4 protein-coding genes are annotated in these 2,042 nt (G+C 39.4%); all 4 read right to left on the bottom strand.

Going from position 1 to position 2,042, the window contains the following annotated elements; all coding sequences use genetic code 11:
* Positions 1-257: 257 nt before the first annotated feature.
* A complete protein-coding gene (locus JCM19034_RS20460) occupies positions 258-647 on the bottom strand; it encodes a DNA polymerase III (RefSeq protein ID WP_370622286.1) in 390 nt (129 codons plus the stop codon).
* Positions 648-1,055: 408 nt separating this feature from the next.
* Entirely contained in the window at positions 1,056-1,388 is a 333-nt protein-coding gene (locus JCM19034_RS23780; RefSeq protein ID WP_062052615.1) for a hypothetical protein, read from the bottom strand.
* A gap of 61 nt (positions 1,389-1,449) precedes the next feature.
* On the bottom strand, positions 1,450-1,827 hold the full coding sequence (locus JCM19034_RS20450; RefSeq protein WP_156324092.1) for a hypothetical protein: 378 nt from the start codon (positions 1,825-1,827) through the stop codon (positions 1,450-1,452).
* The coding region (locus JCM19034_RS23775) for a hypothetical protein (RefSeq protein WP_231687079.1) at positions 1,796-2,042 on the bottom strand (247 nt) is incomplete at its 5' end. The genes JCM19034_RS23775 and JCM19034_RS20450, both read right to left, overlap by 32 nt.

Raw genomic sequence — 2,042 nt, 5'->3', positions numbered from 1 at the left:
CAGTAGTAACTCAACAAAGTTTTTAATGCTTCCATCCTTTTTGCTCGCTCAATCGTCTTATGTAAAAACTCGTTAGCCGATAAATCCTCATAATCCCAATTCATGGCCTCTATTGCAATCGACGTTGTTTCTTTTGACTCAAATTGGGCACTAGGTAGCCCCACCAAAAAAGAAACCTTGAAAGGCCTGTGCCGATCAAGGTTTACAAGTCTATTCTTCACATACTTGAATAATTTCTTTTGGTACAGATTCAAAAATTAACACTTCTGGCTTTGAATAGGCTTCTCTATCAAATACTCATCAAGTGTCTTCATACTTTTCCAGTATAGTTTAATCCAATATTCAATAGTTTCTCCAGTATCAAAATTTAAAGCTTCCTCATCAAAGTCTTTAAAATCCTCATAGAATGCTTGATCATAGATCGATAGGGAAATATCCCCATCAAATACTAGAATTTTATCCGTAAATATAGGAAAGCAAAAAGATTTGGAAAAACGATTGGATATATCAACACCTATTGCTTCTTTAAAGTGAAGCCAATCAGGAGTATTGGAAGGTCTTAATAGTTCTGTTATCTCAAATTTCACTCTGCCACCATTACTATATCTATTATTTGACTTAGTAGAATATTTAATGCCACCACTCATGACTTCTTCCGACGAAACATAATGTTCGTGATTTTCAGTCAAATATGCATGATACAAAAAGTTACTCAAGTATCTCACCTACTTAATATTTATTTTCTTGGAACATAAGGAAAATGTGAGCTTCTGGTTGGATCGTCTAGGTTTTCAAATACCCTATGACTTCCAGTCGGTGTATCAGGTGTACTGATATTTCCGTCAAATTCTTTATAGTACTTAGTTATTCTGTTTGGATTCGGATTATTAGGATTTGGCCAGTTTGAATAAGCTTTATCAGGATTAGTCATTGTGTCTTGCCTTAACTTGGCTACATCCACATCTTCACCATATTGTGACCTATTGGGAGTAGATGGTCTACTTGAGTCATATATATGTTTTTCAGAATGTGGGTTGACAAAGTCTTTAGGATTGCTACCAACACCTGGGGTTGTAGGTACTGGAGCCCCCCTTACCCTTAGGAATTCGACTAAATGCATTTCTTCCTAGCTTTTTAAACCCATTTTTAATCGCACTGCCAGGACTCATGTAATCGACAAACCATATTGGTGTCCCTTCAAAATAACCGTCTAATTCTCTGGCTCCGCCAATCCGTTCCTCAGGGATATGGCCGACCTCTTCGAATTGATGCATTCCCTGTTCGTAAAACTCACGAATGATTCTTCCGTTCTGTGCCACATGATAAGTACCGTCATATTCCGCATACTCATCTATGACTTCCACAGAATCTATGGCATGATCAGCCATTTAGAATAATATCTATTTCGCTCATCTGGCGGCAAACAGGCAATATAATCGTAAACCTTTTCTAACTCTTTTTGAGCTTATCATGAGATGGGGTATGATTCAATGCGGAGCTTGAGAAGTTCGTTATGATGAGCTTCCCCTCGACAAACGCTGTTTCTATACCTTTGATGGATAAATCATTCGCAAAATCATACCGTGGGTCAGCTCTCTCTTGTGTCGTTTTCGCTTCACCGGTTTCTCCTGCGTCGACTGTTGTATTCATTGTTGACGCTGGAATTCCTGTAAAAGCAAGTGACACGATTCTTAAAAGACTAAGATCTATTCGATGGGTAATCGTTTCGTTCCACCATGTTTTTAGGGCATCGACAGACAAGCGACCTTCTAACGTTTCCTTTTGTTGTTTAGGTTCAAACGTCATCGTCGAACGCATGGCAGCCAACGGAACCTTCGTCGCAAATAAATACAGAAACTGAAACCTTGGGTCTGTACGGTAATGAAGCAAACTGCGCTAGCGGGGAGTGTGCGAACCAACCTTGCCCCGTTCTAAGCTGCTCGTCAAACGACATTTTCTTCACATATTTCGCCAATCCTACTGTCGTCCGACCGATTTGTGTATGGGTGACACCGGATTGCTTAACGACACGTTGAATGAAT

Origin of the sequence: Bacillus sp. JCM 19034, from assembly GCF_001310635.1 — a bacterium.
Lineage (GTDB): Bacteria > Bacillota > Bacilli > Bacillales > Bacillaceae_D > Halalkalibacter.
The sequence above is the reverse complement of the archived record's forward strand: the minus strand, read 5'-3'. Positions and strand labels throughout refer to the sequence as shown.